The 15602-nt window shown below is 65.6% G+C and carries 18 protein-coding genes and 2 tRNA genes; 12 read left to right on the forward strand and 8 right to left on the reverse strand.

Features of this window, described 5'->3' with window-relative positions; genetic code table 11:
* Position 1: 1 nt before the first annotated feature.
* Positions 2-796, reverse strand: a complete 795-nt coding sequence (locus AC3DET_RS11275) for an alpha/beta hydrolase (RefSeq protein ID WP_488391632.1) — start codon at positions 794-796, stop codon at positions 2-4.
* The gene (locus AC3DET_RS11280) at positions 789-1085 is read right to left on the reverse strand and encodes a DUF1244 domain-containing protein (RefSeq protein ID WP_488391633.1); all 297 of its coding nucleotides are present in this window, start codon (positions 1083-1085) and stop codon (positions 789-791) included. The genes AC3DET_RS11275 and AC3DET_RS11280 overlap by 8 nt, the downstream gene beginning before the upstream one ends.
* A gap of 85 nt (positions 1086-1170) precedes the next feature.
* Here AC3DET_RS11280 and folD point away from each other — a divergent pair, with 85 nt between their 5' ends.
* From folD to tadA, 5 genes are all read left to right on the forward strand, one after another.
* The gene (gene folD / locus AC3DET_RS11285; protein ID WP_488391634.1) at positions 1171-2079 is read left to right on the forward strand and encodes a bifunctional methylenetetrahydrofolate dehydrogenase/methenyltetrahydrofolate cyclohydrolase FolD; all 909 of its coding nucleotides are present in this window, start codon (positions 1171-1173) and stop codon (positions 2077-2079) included.
* A gap of 188 nt (positions 2080-2267) precedes the next feature.
* Positions 2268-3725, forward strand: coding sequence for an IMP dehydrogenase (guaB, locus tag AC3DET_RS11290; protein ID WP_192202786.1), 1458 nt, complete (start codon positions 2268-2270; stop codon positions 3723-3725).
* A 62-nt stretch (positions 3726-3787) separates the two neighbouring features.
* A complete protein-coding gene (guaA, locus tag AC3DET_RS11295; protein WP_488391635.1) occupies positions 3788-5353 on the forward strand; it encodes a glutamine-hydrolyzing GMP synthase in 1566 nt (521 codons plus the stop codon).
* Positions 5354-5560: 207 nt separating this feature from the next.
* Positions 5561-6061 carry a hypothetical protein gene (locus tag AC3DET_RS11300; protein ID WP_488391636.1) on the forward strand — a complete coding sequence of 167 codons (501 nt, stop codon included), beginning with the start codon at positions 5561-5563 and terminating at the stop codon, positions 6059-6061.
* A complete protein-coding gene (gene tadA / locus AC3DET_RS11305; RefSeq protein WP_488391637.1) occupies positions 6054-6545 on the forward strand; it encodes a tRNA adenosine(34) deaminase TadA in 492 nt (163 codons plus the stop codon). Before AC3DET_RS11300 ends, tadA begins: the two co-directional genes overlap by 8 nt.
* On the opposite strand, the gene AC3DET_RS11310 is transcribed toward tadA, so the two are convergent.
* Positions 6542-7012, reverse strand: a complete 471-nt coding sequence (locus AC3DET_RS11310) for a DUF2721 domain-containing protein (RefSeq protein WP_337732019.1) — start codon at positions 7010-7012, stop codon at positions 6542-6544. The genes tadA and AC3DET_RS11310 overlap by 4 nt on opposite strands.
* A 100-nt stretch (positions 7013-7112) precedes the next feature.
* Between AC3DET_RS11310 and orn the strand changes: the two genes are divergently transcribed.
* Positions 7113-7682 (forward strand): oligoribonuclease, encoded by a 570-nt coding sequence (orn, locus tag AC3DET_RS11315; protein ID WP_488391638.1) that lies wholly within the window; start codon positions 7113-7115, stop codon positions 7680-7682.
* A gap of 57 nt (positions 7683-7739) precedes the next feature.
* Here the strand turns inward: orn and AC3DET_RS11320 are convergent, their stop codons facing one another.
* The gene (locus AC3DET_RS11320; protein ID WP_488391639.1) at positions 7740-8720 is read right to left on the reverse strand and encodes a mechanosensitive ion channel family protein; all 981 of its coding nucleotides are present in this window, start codon (positions 8718-8720) and stop codon (positions 7740-7742) included.
* Positions 8721-8783: 63 nt separating this feature from the next.
* Positions 8784-11156, reverse strand: a complete 2373-nt coding sequence (gene ppsA, locus AC3DET_RS11325; RefSeq protein ID WP_488391640.1) for a phosphoenolpyruvate synthase — start codon at positions 11154-11156, stop codon at positions 8784-8786.
* Between the two features lie 154 nt (positions 11157-11310).
* Here ppsA and ppsR point away from each other — a divergent pair, with 154 nt between their 5' ends.
* Both ppsR and AC3DET_RS11335 read left to right on the forward strand, forming a co-directional pair.
* Positions 11311-12132, forward strand: coding sequence for a posphoenolpyruvate synthetase regulatory kinase/phosphorylase PpsR (gene ppsR, locus AC3DET_RS11330; protein ID WP_192202550.1), 822 nt, complete (start codon positions 11311-11313; stop codon positions 12130-12132).
* A 114-nt stretch (positions 12133-12246) separates the two neighbouring features.
* Positions 12247-12729: a DUF1249 domain-containing protein gene (locus tag AC3DET_RS11335; RefSeq protein WP_488391641.1), complete on the forward strand. Its 483-nt coding sequence runs from the start codon at positions 12247-12249 to the stop codon at positions 12727-12729.
* A 24-nt stretch (positions 12730-12753) separates the two neighbouring features.
* Here AC3DET_RS11335 and AC3DET_RS11340 read toward each other — a convergent pair whose 3' ends face one another.
* From AC3DET_RS11340 to AC3DET_RS11350, 3 genes are all read right to left on the reverse strand, one after another.
* Entirely contained in the window at positions 12754-12981 is a 228-nt protein-coding gene (locus AC3DET_RS11340; protein WP_142124729.1) for a hypothetical protein, read from the reverse strand.
* A 210-nt stretch (positions 12982-13191) separates the two neighbouring features.
* Positions 13192-13267: transfer RNA gene (locus tag AC3DET_RS11345), tRNA-Glu, on the reverse strand.
* 53 nt (positions 13268-13320) lie between these two features.
* Positions 13321-13396: transfer RNA gene (locus tag AC3DET_RS11350), tRNA-Ala, on the reverse strand.
* Between the two features lie 140 nt (positions 13397-13536).
* Here AC3DET_RS11350 and AC3DET_RS11355 point away from each other — a divergent pair.
* Genes AC3DET_RS11355 through AC3DET_RS11370 form a run of 4 tightly spaced genes read left to right on the forward strand, consistent with a single transcriptional unit; the run spans position 13537 to position 15596 of the window.
* A complete protein-coding gene (locus AC3DET_RS11355; protein WP_488391642.1) occupies positions 13537-14280 on the forward strand; it encodes a beta-ketoacyl synthase chain length factor in 744 nt (247 codons plus the stop codon).
* Positions 14273-15070: a lysophospholipid acyltransferase family protein gene (locus AC3DET_RS11360; protein ID WP_446539200.1), complete on the forward strand. Its 798-nt coding sequence runs from the start codon at positions 14273-14275 to the stop codon at positions 15068-15070. The genes AC3DET_RS11355 and AC3DET_RS11360 overlap by 8 nt, the downstream gene beginning before the upstream one ends.
* Positions 15048-15317: a phosphopantetheine-binding protein gene (locus tag AC3DET_RS11365; RefSeq protein ID WP_488391733.1), complete on the forward strand. Its 270-nt coding sequence runs from the start codon at positions 15048-15050 to the stop codon at positions 15315-15317. Before AC3DET_RS11360 ends, AC3DET_RS11365 begins: the two co-directional genes overlap by 23 nt.
* Positions 15318-15341: 24 nt before the next feature.
* Positions 15342-15596, forward strand: coding sequence for an acyl carrier protein (locus AC3DET_RS11370; protein ID WP_142124725.1), 255 nt, complete (start codon positions 15342-15344; stop codon positions 15594-15596).
* Positions 15597-15602 lie beyond the last annotated feature (6 nt).

The following is a 15602-nucleotide window of genomic DNA, read 5'->3' on the forward strand; positions in this document are numbered from 1 at the left end:
CTCAGTCCGCGCCGGTTTCGAGGAAGTCGCTGAAGGCAGGCCAGTAGTGGGGGTCCAGTGACAGATCGTCATGGCCCGCGTGCGGGAAGTCCACGATCAGCGCACGGCCCTTGAAGGCTTTGAGCAGCCGGTCGGTGTTTGCGGGCGGCACCACCACATCCCGTCCCGCCCGCAGCACCAGCAGCTCACCCCGATGGCGCGGCAGGCGCTGCGACGAGTCGTAGTGGTCGCGTAGCAGCCATCGTGCCGGAAAGACGGGGTAGTGCGATTGCGCCACGGCGGCCAGGCTGTCGAAGGGCGTGACCAGCACCAGCCGTGGCACCGTCCGTTCCGCGGCAACATGCGTGGCGACTCCGCTGCCGAGGCTGCGCCCGACCACGGAGACCTGCCCGCCCGGGTGCCGTCGAGCCACGTCGTCGAACTGCGCGAGCGCGTCCGCCAGCAATGCCGCCTCGCTGGGCAAGCCGTCACTGGCGCCATAGCCGCGGTACGCGAAAAGATACGCCGTATGGCCTGGAAGCCAGCGGGCAAGGTCGTCCCGGTTGGCCTGCACCGATTCGGCGTTTCCTCCGAAGTACACGACGGCATCCCGGCGCCCCGGATTGACCACCCAGCCACGCAGCGTGGCGCCGGGGCGGGCGAGGGCGATATCGGTTTGCGCGGGTTCCACCCGGGTGAGCTGCGGGTAGTAGATCAACCGGCGTTGCTGCGAATAGAGCAACGCGCAGGCGGCGAGATAGCAGGCTGCGGCGATCGCCGTCGACCAGAGCAGCATGCGACGGCCGCGCTTACCCATGCCGCTCCTGCGCCGCCTTGAAGGCGGCCAGCTGTTCGGGTGTGGCGTCGCGCTGGTGCTGCGCCTTCCATTTGGCGAACGGCATGCCGTAGATCACGTCGCGCGCCTGCTCCTTGTCCATCGCGATGCCCGCCTCCACGGCGGCCTCGCGGTACCAGTCGGCCAGGCAGTTGCGGCAGAAGCCGGCCAGGATCATCAGGTCGATGTTCTGCACGTCGGTGCGGTCGGTATTGAGGTGCTTGAGCAGGCGGCGGAACGCGGCCGCCTCGAGGGCTGTGGTATCGGTCATGGTCTTGATCCGTGGGAGCGTCCCATGGGCACGATGCCTCGAGACGAAGGGGAACAGCATCGCGCCCACGAGGCGCTCCTACAACATGGGGAAGGAATCGGGGACAATATGCATCGACTCTACACCCCACGCTCCCATGACTGCCCGAATCCTGGACGGCCGCCGCATTGCCGAAAACCTGCTGGACCAACTGAAGGTCCGGGTGGACGCGCGGGTGGCTGCGGGCCAGGCGCGGCCGGGCCTGGCGGTGGTGCTGGTCGGCGGTGACCCGGCTTCCACGGTCTATGTTCGCAACAAGCGGCGTGCGGCCGAAAAGGTGGGCATCGCCGCCTACGATTACGACATGCCGGAAGGCACCACCGAGGCACAACTGCTGGACCTGATCGATCAGCTGAATGCCGATCCGAAGATCCACGGCATCCTGGTCCAGCTGCCGCTGCCCGGCATTCCGGATGCGACCCGCCTGATCGAGCGCATCGATCCGCGCAAGGACGTGGACGGGTTCCATCCCGCCAACGTCGGCCATCTGGCGCTGCGGCAGTTCGGCCTGCGTCCCTGCACGCCGCGCGGCATCACCACGCTGCTCGCGTATACGGACCGCCCGGTAAGGGGCCAGAACGCCACGATCGTCGGCGTCAGCAACCACGTCGGCCGGCCGATGGCGCTGGAACTGCTGATCGCCGGCTGCACCGTCACCAGTTGCCACAAGTTCACCCCGCGCGACGTGCTGCAGGCCCGGGTCGGCGACGCCGACATCCTCGTGGTGGCGGCGGGCAAGCCCGGCCTGGTCCCCGGCGAATGGGTCAAGCCGGGCGCCGTGGTGATCGATGTGGGCATCAACCGGCTCGAGGATGGCCGGCTGGTGGGCGACGTGGGCTTCGACGCGGCCGCGGAGCGGGCCAGTTGGATCACCCCCGTCCCGGGCGGCGTGGGGCCGATGACGGTGGCCACGCTGATGCAGAACACGCTGGAAGCCGCCGAAGCGGGCCCCTGAGCGGCGTTCTGTCTGGGTGTGGGAGCGACGCAAGTCGCGATGAAGCCATCGGATCCCTCATCGCGACTTGCGTCGCTCCCACAGACACGGGGCGGCACCGGGAAAGCATCGTTCCAGTTGCGGCAGCAGGCGGAAGCCCCTTCGATCAGGGTATAATGCCGCGCTTCCCCAACTATCCGGGCCCGCCGATGCTGCGCATCCAGGCTGAAGCACTGACGTACGACGACGTCTCCCTCGTCCCCGCCCATTCCACCGTCCTGCCCAAGGACGTCAACCTGGAAACGCGGCTGACGCGCGACCTGCGGTTGAAGCTGCCGATCGTCTCGGCGGCGATGGATACCGTCACCGAGGCGCGGTTGGCCATCGCCATGGCCCAGCTGGGCGGCATCGGCATCCTGCACAAGAACCTGACCGTCGAACAGCAGGCCGCCGAAGTGGCCAAGGTCAAGAAGTTCGAAGCCGGCGTGATCAAGGAGCCTTTCACCGTCGGGCCCGAAACCACGATCGCCGAAGTGCTCAAGCTCACCCGCGCGCGCAACATCTCCGGCGTGCCGGTGGTCGATGGCGGCCAGCTGGTCGGCATCGTCACCAGCCGCGACATGCGCTTCGAAACGAAGCTGGACGATCCGGTCCGCCACATCATGACCAAGAAGGATCGCCTCATCACGGTGAAGGAAGGCGCCAGCGATGGCGAAGTGCTGCAACTGCTGCACAAGCACCGCATCGAGAAGGTCCTGGTGGTCAATGATGCCTTCGACCTGCGCGGCCTGATCACCGTCAAGGACATCCAGAAGAAGACCGACAACCCCAATGCCGCCAAGGACAGTTCCAGCCGCCTGATGGTGGGTGCTGCCGTCGGCGTGGGCGGCGACACCGACCAGCGCGTCGAAGCGCTGGTGGCTGCGGGCGTGGACGTGATCATCGTGGATACCGCGCACGGCCATTCGCAGGGCGTCCTGGACCGCGTGAGCTGGGTCAAGAAGCGCTTCCCGTCGCTGCAGGTCATCGGCGGCAACATCGTTACCGGCGATGCCGCGCTGGCGCTGATGGATGCCGGTGCCGACGCGGTGAAAGTCGGCGTGGGCCCGGGCTCCATCTGCACCACCCGCATGGTGGCCGGCGTGGGCGTGCCGCAGATCACCGCCATCGACATGGTGGCCGAAGCCCTGCAGGACCGCATCCCGCTGATCGCCGACGGCGGCATCCGCTACTCGGGCGATATCGGCAAGGCGATCGCCGCGGGCGCATCCACGGTGATGATCGGCGGCCTGTTCGCCGGCACCGAGGAAGCGCCGGGCGAAGTCGAACTGTTCCAGGGCCGCAGCTACAAGAGCTACCGCGGCATGGGCAGCCTGGGTGCGATGGAGAAGGGGTCCAAGGACCGCTATTTCCAGGACGCCAGCGACGCCGACAAGCTGGTGCCGGAAGGCATCGAGGGACGCGTGCCCTATCGTGGTTCGGTCGGCGGCATCATCCACCAGCTGGTCGGCGGCCTCCGTGCCACGATGGGCTACGTGGGCTGCGCGACCATCGAGGAGATGCGCAGCAAGCCGAAGTTCGTGGTCATCACCGGCGCCGGCCAGCGCGAGAGCCACGTGCACGACGTGCAGATCACCAAAGAGCCACCGAACTACCGGATGGGCTGATCGTTGCCGGAGAAGGGAGACGCCAGCGTTTCCCTTCTTCGTTTTTGTAGCCGCAGGACACCATGACCAACATCCATACCGACAAGATCCTCATCCTCGACTTCGGCGCGCAGTACACGCAGCTGATCGCCCGCCGCATCCGCGAGATCGGCGTCTACTGCGAGATCTGGGCATGGGACCACGATCCCGAGGAGATCGCGAAGTTCGGCGCCAAGGGCATCATCCTGTCCGGTGGCCCGGAATCGACCACGCAGCACGGCGCGCCCGCAGCACCGCAGCAGGTGTTCGACAGCGGGCTGCCGATCCTGGGCATCTGCTACGGCATGCAGACCTTGGCCGCGCAGCTGGGTGGCACGACGGAAGCCGCCGATGCACGCGAATTCGGCCATGCCGAAGTGCAGCTGGTCGCGCATGACGCACTGCTGGGCGGCCTGAGCGATCACCAGGGCGCGCCGCGTATCGACGTGTGGATGAGCCACGGCGACCACGTCGCGAAAGCGCCGCCGGGCTGGACGATCACCGCCACCACCGACCGCATCCCGGTTGCGGCGATGGCGCTGGAAGAGAAGCACTGGTACGGCGTGCAGTTCCATCCGGAAGTGACGCACACCAAACAGGGCCAGACGCTGCTGCGCCGGTTCGTTGCGGAGATCTGCGGCTGCAAGACGTTGTGGACCGCCGCCAACATCATCGACGACCAGATCGCCCGCGTGCGCGAGCAGGTCGGTTCCGATGAAGTGATCCTGGGCCTGTCGGGCGGCGTGGATTCGTCGGTTGTCGCGGCGCTGCTGCACAAGGCCATCGGTGAACAGCTGACCTGCGTGTTCGTCGACACCGGCCTGCTGCGCTGGCAGGAAGGCGACCAGGTGATGGCGATGTTTGCCGAGCACATGGGCGTGAAGGTCGTGCGCGTCAATGCCGCCGACCGTTACTTCACCGCGCTGAAGGGTGTTGACGATCCCGAAGCCAAGCGCAAGATCATCGGCAACCTGTTCGTCGAGATATTCGAGGAAGAATCGAACAAGCTGAAGAACGCCAAGTGGCTGGCGCAGGGCACGATCTACCCGGACGTGATCGAGTCGGCCGGCAGCAAGACCGGCAAGGCGCACGTCATCAAGAGCCACCACAACGTCGGTGGCCTGCCCGAGCACATGAAGCTGGGCCTGGTGGAGCCGTTGCGCGAACTGTTCAAGGATGAAGTGCGCCGCCTGGGTGTGGAACTCGGCCTGCCGCGCACGATGGTCTACCGCCATCCGTTCCCCGGCCCCGGCCTGGGTGTACGCATTCTGGGCGAGGTGAAGCCGGAGTACGCCGAACTGCTGGCCAAGGCGGATGCGATCTTCATCGACGAACTGCGCAAGGCCGACCTGTACGACAAGACCTCGCAGGCGTTCGCGGTGTTCCTGCCGGTCAAGTCGGTGGGCGTGGTGGGCGACGCCCGTGCCTACGAGTGGGTCATCGCGCTGCGCGCAGTCGAAACCATCGACTTCATGACCGCGCACTGGGCGCACCTGCCGTACGACTTCCTGGGCACGGTCTCCAATCGCATCATCAACGAACTGCGTGGCGTCTCGCGCGTGGTCTACGACATCTCGGGCAAACCGCCAGCGACGATCGAGTGGGAGTGATTGTTTCCCCGGCAAACGGGATACCTCCCGTTGCTCGTCGGGGCGATACGGACAAGGATCACGCTTCGCCCGCGCAGGGAATGTGCGTTGAGATCCAAGCATCATGTCACTGAGCTGGTGCCACTATCTCAGCGCTCCTTGTAGGTAACATGCTGTGCAGGCCGGCAGGTGTAGCCGGTCTTATCGGTCACATCACAAGGAATGACGATGATTAAGACTGTTCTGGCATTGGGCGCAGCAGCGCTGGTCGCGGGGTACGTATATCAAACAGGGTCGGTGATTACCGAAGCGCACGTCAGGGAATTCTATGGCGATCAGCTGAGGGCATATGAGCAGCAAGATGCCGACCGGCTATGCGAGACGATGGCGGATGATTTCAGCATGTCGTTGACGGAGCACGGGGAGGGGCCTGCGAGGACATCCATGCAAGACCGGCATCAGGCATGCGCGGACGTGAAGGATGCAATGGCGCTGACGCAACTCTTGTCCGAGCGCTCCCGCGGCCTACTCAGCCTGGATGTCGATTACGACGTGAAGGGAGTCGAGGTGTCGCCTGGAGGCAGGGACGCAGTCGTTCGAGTTACCAGTCGGGTAAGTCTCGGAGACCATGTTGTCGCATTGTCGAGAGCAGAGGAAAAGCTCTCGCGATCCTTCTGGAAGGTTAAGACACACGGCGGCAAAGCGAAGGTCTGGACGAGCGATGGCTGAGACATCCACTCCGCCGTTGGACGATCTGCATTGGATGCGCCGCGCCTTCGCGCTGGCCGACCGCGCCGAGCGCGAATTCGACGAGATCCCGGTGGGTGCCGTGCTGGTCGGTGCCGACGGCCAGGTGCTTGGCGAAGGCTGGAACCGCAACATCCTCGACCATGACCCCAGTGCACATGCCGAGATCGTGGCGATGCGCGAGGCGGGCAGGGTATCGGGCAATCACCGCCTGGTCGGCACCACGCTGTATGTCACGCTGGAGCCGTGCGCCATGTGCGCGATGGCGCTGGTGCATGCACGCGTGGCGCGGCTGGTCTACGGTGCCGGCGATCCCAAGACGGGTGCCTGCGGCAGCGTGTTCGACGTGATCGCGGACCCACGCCACAACCATCGCGTGGAGGTGCTGGGTGGGGTACTGGGTGAAGAAGCGGGGCGCCGGTTGACCAACTACTTCCGCGCCAAGCGCGGCCGTCCCCTGGTCTAGCCGGCGGATGGGGGCGCCTTGCGCTTCACCTTGCGGTGGTCCATCTCTTCATTGATCGCCGTGACAGCCAGTGTCGATTCACGGGCAAGCAGCAGGCTGGCCGCGAGCATGGCCACAACCCCCAGGGCCGCAAGCCAAGTGGGCAGGGAGCCCAGCCTGTGTCCGGTGAACGTATCCACCGCCACCGCCAGGCTGGTGCCGACGAAGCAACTGATGGCACCGTAGAGAAGCTGGCCAGCGCGCAGGATGATCAGGCTGCGCTGGCGCTGCAGCGCTATGCGCTTTTCCAGCAGGGCGCGCTCCGCGTCATCTTCCATGTCGGCCAGCTCGCGCAGCAGCGTGCGCGCCCGGTCGATGATGCGTGCAAGACGGTTGTTGGCCGACAGCAACAACGATGCGGTCGCGGTCAGGAAGAACGCCGGCGCCAGCATCGCGGTGAGCACGGCGTGGTCGGTGGTCGGATTCATGGGCCGGTCACGGGAATGGTCTGCGTTATGATGACATGATGCGGCACGCCCGCATCCCCGGTGTGGATACCCGGGCCTTCTTTCCGTCACGGACTGCTGCATGGCATCGCAAAACACGCACAACGACCGCCTGATCTGGATCGACCTGGAGATGACCGGCCTGGACACCGACCGCGATTCGATCCTGGAGATCGCCACGGTAGTCACCGATTCCCGCCTGAATGTGCTTGCCGAAGGTCCGGAGTTCGCGATCGCGCACCCGGTCGCGGTGCTGGAGGCGATGGACGACTGGAACCGCAACCAGCATGGCAAATCGGGCTTGTGGAAGCGGGTGGTGGAGAGCCAGGTGACCCTGGGCCAGGCCGAAGCGCAGACTGTTGCGTTCCTCAACGAGTGGGTGCCCGCTGGCGCCTCCCCGATGTGCGGCAACTCGATCTGCCAGGACCGTCGCTTCCTGCATCGCCTGATGCCGCGGCTGGAGAAGTACTTCCACTATCGCAACCTGGATGTCAGTACGCTCAAGGAACTGGCGCGCCGCTGGGCGCCGCAGGTGCTGGAAGGGGTGCGCAAGCAATCCAGCCACACCGCACTGAGTGACGTGCGCGACTCCATCGAGGAGTTGCGCCACTACCGCAGGCACATGGCGGCGCTCGCCGGCGAGGCCCTCTAGGAGGGGCTTCAGCCCCGCTGCTTCTCCCTCAGGCCGTGGTCGGGGCTGAAGCCGCTCCTACACGGTTGGCTTGGCCACGTCTCCATCGTCGGCAACACCCTTGGTGATGATGTCGGTCAGGGGCGTGCCGTCGCTGTTGTGGTGGTACACATGCAGGTCGCGCTGCGGGTACGGGATATTGAGCCCGTTGCCGATGATCTCGGTACGCACGGCTTCGGTCAGGTCGCTCTTCGTCTCGCCGAAATCCTTGGTCTTCGCCCACGCCAGCAGGATCAGGTCGACGCTGCTTTCGCTCAGTTTGGACACGATGACGCTCGGTGCCGGGTCCGGCAGCACGAGAGGATGGTCCTGCGCGATCTTCAGCAGGATCTGCTTCGCCTGCTTGAGGTCGTCGTCGTAGCCGACGCCGACCGGGATGTCGATGCGCCGGTGCGGCTTGGCGGTGAAATTGATGATCGGCGCCGTGGTGATCAGGCTGTTCGGAAGCACGATCAGGCGATTGTCGAGCGTACGCATCCGGGTCTGGAAGATGCGGACTTCCTCGACGATGCCTTCCAGCCCGCCGGCCTGCACGAAGTCGCCGTCGCGGAACGGACGCAGCACGATCAGCATGACGCCGGACGCGATGTTGGACAGCGAATCCTTCAGCGCCAGGCCGACGGCGAGACCGGCGGCACCCAGTACGGCGAGCATGGACGTGGGATTCACCCCCAGCGAGGTGAGCGCGGTGATGATGACCAGCACCATCATGGCGGCGTAGCTCGCGCGGCGCAGGAAGCCGCCCAGCGTGGCGTCCGCGTGCGTGCGGCCGAGGACGCGTTCCAACCCCGCGCTCAGCCGCTTGGCCAGCCACATCCCCACCAGGAAGATGACGGCCGCAGCGAGCAGCTTGAGGCCCCAGGTTTCCAGCAGTTGAAGCCAGTCGATACCGCGCAGCTCGTTGAGCAGTACCGTCGGTTCGGTGGGGATGTCGGGGAGGGCAGGGGGCGTGGTGGGGGACGCGGACATGCAGGACTCCTGAAATGCAGCACGCCCCATCAGGGGCGTGCCGGGTTTACAGGAGGATGGTAACCGCGTTTGCGTGAAGATGATCGCAGCGGATCAACCCGCCTTCGTCTTCGCCAGCCGCAACCAGGTATCGACCACGGTATCCGGATTCAGCGACACCGATTCGATGCCCTCGGCCATCAGCCATTCGGCCAGGTCGGGGTGATCGCTGGGGCCCTGGCCACAGATGCCGACATACTTGCCCTTGGCACGCGCTGCCTTGATCGCCATCGAAAGGAGCTTCTTGACGGCGGGATTCCGTTCGTCGAACAGGTTGGCGACGATGCTGGAATCGCGGTCCAGGCCCAGCGTCAGCTGGGTGAGGTCGTTGGAGCCGATCGAGAAGCCGTCGAAGATGTCGAGGAATTCTTCGGCAAGCAGCGCGTTCGACGGCACTTCGCACATCATGATGATCTTCAGATCGTTCTCGCCCTGGCGAAGGCCATGCTTGGCCAGCACCTCGATGACCTTGCGGCCTTCTTCCAGCGTCCGGACGAACGGGATCATCACCCACAGGTTGTCCAGGCCCATCTCGTCGCGAACGCGGCGCACGGCCTGGCATTCGAGCGCGAACGCCGGCTCGAACGACGGATCGACATAGCGGCTGGCGCCGCGGAAGCCGATCATCGGGTTCTCTTCATGCGGTTCGTAACGCGTGCCGCCGATCAGGTTGGCGTACTCGTTCGACTTGAAGTCGGACAGGCGCACGATCACCGGGTGCGGCGCGACCGAAGCGGTGATGGTAGCGATGCCCTCGGCCAAGCGGTCGACATAGAAGCTGACCGGGTCGGCATAGCCTGCAGTCTTGGCATCGATCTTCCTGCGGACATCCAGGTCCTGGCGGTCGTATTCCAGCAGTGCCAGCGGGTGCACGCCGATGTGGCTGGCGATGATCATCTCCAGGCGCGCCAGGCCGATGCCGGCGTTGGGCAGCTGGCCGAAATCGAACGCGCGTTCCGGGTTGGCGACGTTCATCATGATCTTGAGCGGTGCTTCGGGCATCGCCGCGAGGTCGGTCGTCGTGCGTTCGAACGGCAGGCTGCCGGCGTAGATGAAACCGGTATCGCCATCGGCGCAGCTGACGGTGACCTCGACGCCGTCCTCGATCCGGTCCAGCGCGTTGCCGGTGCCGACGACGGCCGGCACGCCGAGCTCGCGTGCGATGATCGCGGCATGGCAGGTACGGCCGCCGCGATTGGTGACGATGGCGCTGGCGCGCTTCATCACCGGCTCCCAGTCGGGATCGGTCATGTCGGCCACCAGCACATCGCCGGGCTGCACGCGGGCCATGTCGTCCAGCGAACGGACCACGCGGGCCACGCCGCTGCCGATCTTCTGGCCGATGGCGCGACCTTCCGCGATCACGTCACCGCGTTGCTGCAGCGCGTAGCGTTCGATCTGCGTGGCCTTGGCGCGCGACTTCACCGTTTCAGGACGTGCCTGCACGATGAACAGCTTGCCGGTCACGCCGTCCTTCGCCCATTCGATGTCCATCGGGCGGCCGTAGTGTTCTTCGATCACCAGCGCCTGCTTCGACAGCTCCTGCACGTCGGCGTCACTGATGGAGAAGGTGTTGCGGAGCGCCACCGGCGTGTCTTCGGTCCTGACGCGCTCGCCCGGCACGTCCGAATACACCATGCGCAGCGCCTTGCCGCCCAGCGAGCGACGCAGGATGGCCGGCTTGCCTTGCCTGAGCGTGGGCTTGTAGACGTAGAACTCGTCCGGATTCACCGCGCCCTGCACGACCATCTCGCCCAGGCCGAAGCTGGAGGTGACGAAGACGACGTCGCGGAAACCGGATTCGGTGTCCAGCGTGAACAGCACGCCGGAGGCGCCCACGCCCGAGCGCACCATCAGCTGCACGCCGGCGGACAGGAACACGTCTTCGTGCTTGAACCCGTGGTGCACGCGGTAGGCGATCGCACGGTCGTTGTAGAGGCTGGCGAAGACTTCCTTCACCTTGTGCACGACATCGTCGGCGCCGGTGACGTTGAGGAAAGTCTCCTGCTGGCCGGCAAAACTGGCATCGGGCAGATCTTCGGCCGTGGCCGACGAGCGCACGGCCACCGCCACCTCGCCGCCGCCGTTCCCGGCGCACAGCGTGGCGTAGGCGGTGCGGATGTCCGCATCCAGGTCAGGCTGCAGCGGCGCGTCGATCACCCAGCCGCGGATCTCCTTGCCGGCGGCCGTCAGCGCCGCCACGTCCTCGACATCCAGCGTGGCCAGCTTGTCGAAGATGCGCTTGGACAGATCGTTGTGGGCGATGAAGGCCTTGAAGGCCTCGGCCGTGGTCGCATAGCCGCCCGGGACCGACACGCCCAGGTTGGCCAGGTGGCCGATCATTTCGCCCAGGGACGAATTCTTGCCACCCACGCGGGCCAGGTCGGCCAGGCGCAGCTCGTGCAACCACAGGATGTTCTCGTTCAAGCGCAATGCTCCGAAGCAGGCCGCGCCATGCCGATGACCATCGGCGTGGGGTGCCGTGTCCATGGGGAAAGAAGCGATATGATGCAGTGCATACCAATTGCAGACAAGCTTGATCTGAAGGGGATTTCCATGGTGAAGCAGGGAACGGGTGGCCATGTCTGAGCTGCGTGCGGTGTTCTACGTCTCGGATGGCACCGGTATCACCGCCGAGACCATCGGCCACAGCCTGCTGACGCAATTCGCGGGCATGCGCTTCCAGACGGATCGCCTGTCCTTCGTCGATGACGAAGAGAAAGCGCGGGATGCCGCCGACCGCATCCGGCGCACGGGCGAAAAGCTGGGCAGTCGTCCCATCGTCATCAACTCCTGCGTGGATCCGGCGCTGAGTGCATGCATCGCGGAGAGCGGGGCGCTGATGCTGGACGTGTTCGCCCCCTTCATCGAGCCGCTGGAGCGCGAGCTCGGCCAGCAACGCCAATCACGGGTGGGCCAGGCGCACGGCCTGGTGGACTTCGAGACCTACCACCGCCGCATCAACGCCATGAACTTCGCGCTGACCCATGACGATGGCATGGCGGTGAACTACGACGAGGCCGACGTGATCCTGGTGGCGGTATCGCGCGCCGGCAAGACGCCGACCTGCGTGTACCTGGCGCTGCATTACGGCATCCGCGCGGCCAACTACCCGCTGACCGATGGCGACCTTGAAACCGATCGCCTGCCTGCGCGCCTGCGACCCTATCGCCGGAAACTGTTTGCGCTGACCATCGACCCCGACCGCCTGCACCAGATCCGCCAGGAACGCCGGCCGAATTCGGGCTACGCGAAGATGGAAACCTGCAAGCGCGAAGTGGCCGCCGCCGAGGCGATGTTCCAGGTCGAGCGCCTGCCCACGCTGAGCACGACCAACAAGTCGATCGAGGAGATCTCGAGCAAGGTCCTGTCCACGCTGGGCCTGCAGCGCGACATGTACTGAGGGGAGGGCGCTTGCGTGGGCCCGGAAAGCAACGCCGGGGAACCCTTAACTTAGGCCGCACGCCACGGGTCGTCAATGCTGCCGCGCGTGCGGTTCGGCGTGTAGGATCGACCCATGTCCCAGGCCCTCGCACGCACCGCACGCATCCCCCGGCTCAGCCGCTTCGGCTGGCTGATGGCGCTCTACGCGGAGAACCATGCGCGGCTCACGCGGCTGTTCGCGCCGGAGCACCTGCAGCCGGGAACGTACCTGTCCAGCATCGGTGATGGGCTGGACGTGCGCCTGGAGGTCATCGAGACGCACCGCTACACGGTGGAACTGCGACTGACCTATGACCTCTGCGATCCGCTCACGGGCGAACCCGATCCTTCCGCCTTCGTGCGCCTGTACCGCGACGCGCACCAGGCGGAGGCCACGCACTGCTATGTCGGCAGGCGCTGGCAGGATGTCATCGGCCTGTACCCCCCACCGGCGGAGGTGATCAGCCATCGGATGCACATGAATACGTTCCTGGGCAAATGGCTTGAATACCTAGCGGAACAGGGCCACGGCGTGGCGACCCTCCGCCCGGCCACCATCACGCGCGACGTCGCCTGACGCGCAACCCCGACCGCAGCAGCGTCAGGCCACCCGCATGAAGCGGATGGCATTGAGGCGGCGCAGTCCGTTGTTCGCGTCACGCGACAGGTTCATCACGTCGACGGCGCCCAGCGTTTCGAGTTCGAGCAGGCGCTGGGCGACCGCGTCGAAGGCGGCTTCATCCAGGCCCAGCGAACCCGCGGTCCACCGCGTATCGCGGTTGATCGGGAGCTGGGCGACCAGTTCGTCGGCAAGGGAATCGTGTGTCATGACGGCAGGCTCCGGCAAAGGGGCACCAGCTTCGACTGCACCTACTGGGTACACGCGCCTGCCGATCCATTGCGAGGGAAGGAAGCGTGGAGTCGCTTCTACGCCGTTTGCGGTGAGTTTCTTGTAAATGCCTGCGAAAGCCGCGTTACGATCCTTCGACCGGGAGAAACGCAAAAAAAGAGGCCCGGTTTCCCGGGCCTGCAAGATAGTTGGCGTCCCCACGGGGATTCGAACCCCGGTCGCTACCGTGAAAGGGTAATGTCCTAGGCCTCTAGACGATGGGGACACACGTAAAATGTTGCCAGGTTTTTCATTCCGGACGGCCTATTGTCCGGATGTTGGTGGAGCCAGGCGGGATCGAACCGCCGACCTCCTGCATGCCATGCAGGCGCTCTCCCAGCTGAGCTATGGCCCCAACGTGCTGGCAGGAGCGAAATGATAGCCAGCCTCTTTGCGATGCGCAAGCATCCCTTACGAAAAAATTCACAACTGGCGAATCTCCGGGCATGCGGGTGAAATAGGGCGATTCGGAATCGGCGGGGCTTTGCGCGGCGGATGATCGGTTTCTCAGTGAAGGAATGGAGCGCATGGGCACCGGGACTGGTGGACCACGACGCATGGCGCGCGTGGGCCAGGGCGCCCTGGCTGCCGATGGGGGACGACACGCCTGCGCTCACCGAGGTTCCGGCCATGCAGCGCCGTCGCATCGAGCGACTCGGCCGGATGGCGATCCAGACGGCATGCTGGTGCCAGCGCGCGGAAGAACATGGCGTGCCGATGGTGTTCGCGTCCCGGCATGGCGACGTGGCGCGTTCGATGGAACTGCTCGAAGCACTCGCGGCTGAGCAGCCGCCATCGCCGACGACGTTCGGCCTGTCGGTCCACAACGCGATCGCCGCCCTGTATTCCATCCTCCGGCGCCAGCGCGGCAATTACATTGCGCTGGCGGGCGGCATGGCGACCGTCGAAACCGCATGCGTGGAGGCCGCCGCGTTGCTCGCAGACGGCGCGCCGGAAGTGATGCTGGTCGTCTACGACGCTCCGTTGCCGGCGATCTATGCGGGGTTCCCGGATGAACCGGATGCCGGCTTTGCCTGGTGCTGGCGACTGGCGCCTGCCGATGGCGCTGCGCCCACGTTGCGACTCGGGTGGGGAAGCGAAGGCGTTGCCGGCGAGACGGATGCAGAAGCCAGCCACTTGCCGCATGGCCTGGATGTCTTGCGTTTCCTGCTGTCCGGCGACCCCTCCCTGCGCTGGATCAGTGACGGGATGGCGTGGCAGTGGCGGCGAGATGCGTGACCGGCTGGATCATGCGTGGCGTGTCGTCGGGACCGGGCTGAGCTTCCTGGCGTTTGGAGCCGGCGGACTGTTGCTGGGCGCCTGCGTCCTGCCGCCCCTCCTGTGGCTGGTGCGCGACCCGGAGCGCCGCCGCCGCTGGTCCCGCCGCCTCGTCCAGCGCAGCTTTGCCGCGCATGTCGAACTGATGCGGCGGTTGGGCGTGATGACCTACGAGATCCGTGGGCGCGAGCGCCTGGCGCGCGACAGTCTGCTGGTGCTGGCCAATCATCCCTCTTTGATCGACGTGGTCCTGCTGGTGTCGCTATTGCCGAACGCCGACTGCGTGGTGAAGTCCGCGGTCGCGCGCAACCCGTTCATGCGCGGGCCGGTACGGGCCGCAGGTTACGTATCCAACGACGACGGTGCGGGATTGGTCGAGGACTGCATCGCCGCAGTGCGGGCGGGCGGCGCGCTGGTCATTTTCCCCGAGGGCACGCGAACCACGCCGGGGCAGCCGTTGAAGCTGCAGCGCGGCGCCGCCAACATCGCGGTGCGCGGCAGACTGGACATCACGCCGGTACGGATCACGTGCTTGCCACCGACGTTGGGGAAAGGGGATAAGTGGTATCGTGTGCCGCCGGTGCGGTTCCATATGGTGATCGATGTTCAGGAAGACCTGCCGATCGCCCCGTTCCTGAATGGAACGGAGGGGGCGGACCCATCGGCGGGGGGAGAGGCGCTGGCAGCCCGGCGACTCACGGAATATCTGGCCATCTACTTTGCGGGAGATCCATCGCGTGCAGGCACTTGAGCACGAGATCAAGGAATTGATCATTTCTTCGTTGTCGCTGGAGGACATCTCCCCGGACGACATCGACACCAGCGCGCCGCTGTTCGTGGAAGGCCTTGGCCTGGATTCGATCGACGCGCTCGAACTGGGCCTGGCGCTGCAGAAGCGGTATGGCGTGGCGCTCTCGGCCGACTCGCAGGAAACCCGTCGGCATTTCGCCAGCGTGCGCACATTGGCCGATTTCGTCGCCTCGCAAGGCAAGGCCTGAGCAGGGACGGGTAGGACTGGCAACATGACCAAGAACGAACTTTTCGACCGGATCGTCACGATCCTGCATGACAGCTTCGAGATCGAGCCCGCGCGCATCACGCCCGAGGCCCGTCTCTACGACGATCTCGACATCGACAGCATCGATGCGGTGGACCTGATCGTGCAGCTCAAGCCACTGCTGGGGCGCAGCCTGCAGCCGGATGCCTTCAAGTCGGTGCGCACGGTGCAGGACATCGTGGACGTGCTGTACGGCCTGATCCGCGACCAAGCCGCCTGAGCGCAG

The organism is Pseudoxanthomonas sp. 97-1-1 (assembly GCF_057773125.1).

Excerpts from the sequence above, each read along its gene's own strand:
- AC3DET_RS11370 (WP_142124725.1), top strand. The coding sequence starts at position 15,342 with ATGACCAAGAACGAACTTTTCGACCGGATCGTCACGATCCTGCATGAC.
- guaB (WP_192202786.1), top strand. The coding sequence starts at position 2,268 with ATGCTGCGCATCCAGGCTGAAGCACTGACGTACGACGACGTCTCCCTC.
- guaA (WP_488391635.1), top strand. The coding sequence starts at position 3,788 with ATGACCAACATCCATACCGACAAGATCCTCATCCTCGACTTCGGCGCG.
- tadA (WP_488391637.1), top strand. The coding sequence starts at position 6,054 with ATGGCTGAGACATCCACTCCGCCGTTGGACGATCTGCATTGGATGCGC.
- AC3DET_RS11275 (WP_488391632.1), bottom strand. The coding sequence starts at position 796 with ATGGGTAAGCGCGGCCGTCGCATGCTGCTCTGGTCGACGGCGATCGCC.
- orn (WP_488391638.1), top strand. The coding sequence starts at position 7,113 with ATGGCATCGCAAAACACGCACAACGACCGCCTGATCTGGATCGACCTG.
- folD (WP_488391634.1), top strand. The coding sequence starts at position 1,171 with ATGGGGAAGGAATCGGGGACAATATGCATCGACTCTACACCCCACGCT.
- AC3DET_RS11320 (WP_488391639.1), bottom strand. The coding sequence starts at position 8,720 with ATGGGGCGTGCTGCATTTCAGGAGTCCTGCATGTCCGCGTCCCCCACC.
- AC3DET_RS11310 (WP_337732019.1), bottom strand. The coding sequence starts at position 7,012 with ATGAATCCGACCACCGACCACGCCGTGCTCACCGCGATGCTGGCGCCG.
- AC3DET_RS11300 (WP_488391636.1), top strand. The coding sequence starts at position 5,561 with ATGATTAAGACTGTTCTGGCATTGGGCGCAGCAGCGCTGGTCGCGGGG.
- AC3DET_RS11360 (WP_446539200.1), top strand. The coding sequence starts at position 14,273 with ATGCGTGACCGGCTGGATCATGCGTGGCGTGTCGTCGGGACCGGGCTG.
- AC3DET_RS11335 (WP_488391641.1), top strand. The coding sequence starts at position 12,247 with ATGTCCCAGGCCCTCGCACGCACCGCACGCATCCCCCGGCTCAGCCGC.
- AC3DET_RS11340 (WP_142124729.1), bottom strand. The coding sequence starts at position 12,981 with ATGACACACGATTCCCTTGCCGACGAACTGGTCGCCCAGCTCCCGATC.
- ppsR (WP_192202550.1), top strand. The coding sequence starts at position 11,311 with ATGTCTGAGCTGCGTGCGGTGTTCTACGTCTCGGATGGCACCGGTATC.
- AC3DET_RS11355 (WP_488391642.1), top strand. The coding sequence starts at position 13,537 with ATGATCGGTTTCTCAGTGAAGGAATGGAGCGCATGGGCACCGGGACTG.
- AC3DET_RS11280 (WP_488391633.1), bottom strand. The coding sequence starts at position 1,085 with ATGACCGATACCACAGCCCTCGAGGCGGCCGCGTTCCGCCGCCTGCTC.